The organism is Zoogloea sp. LCSB751, from assembly GCF_002028455.1.
Lineage (GTDB): Bacteria > Pseudomonadota > Gammaproteobacteria > Burkholderiales > Rhodocyclaceae > Zoogloea.
Genome location: NZ_MWUM01000506.1, coordinates 1 through 245 on the forward strand (window position 1 = coordinate 1; position 245 = coordinate 245).

Below are 245 nucleotides of genomic sequence, written 5' to 3' on the forward strand. Positions count from 1 at the left end.
AGTTTCATTGTAGAGACGGTGAATGGTGTTCCGGTTTATACCTGTTTCTCTAGCTACTTCAGCAACTTTCAACTTTCGCTCACCTAAAATTCTCGACAAGTGGCACTTAATCATTACTCCTCCATAAAAAAAATACCCACAGCGTAGCAAAATGTCTTGCAAGGGTGTTTAAAGGTGCTAAAGTCTCTCCTGTAGTGCATATGGTGTCTTTGAAGAGAATAAAGCGAGGATATGATTATGGCATA

Annotated in this window: 1 protein-coding gene; it reads right to left on the reverse strand. The window is 39.6% G+C overall.

All coding sequences use genetic code 11. The features are described 5' to 3' along the window. Window positions 1–114, reverse strand: a 114-nt coding sequence (locus B4920_RS27495) for a helix-turn-helix transcriptional regulator (protein WP_139379758.1), incomplete at its 3' end; no start/stop codon positions are given. Between the last annotated feature and the right edge of the window lie 131 nt (window positions 115–245).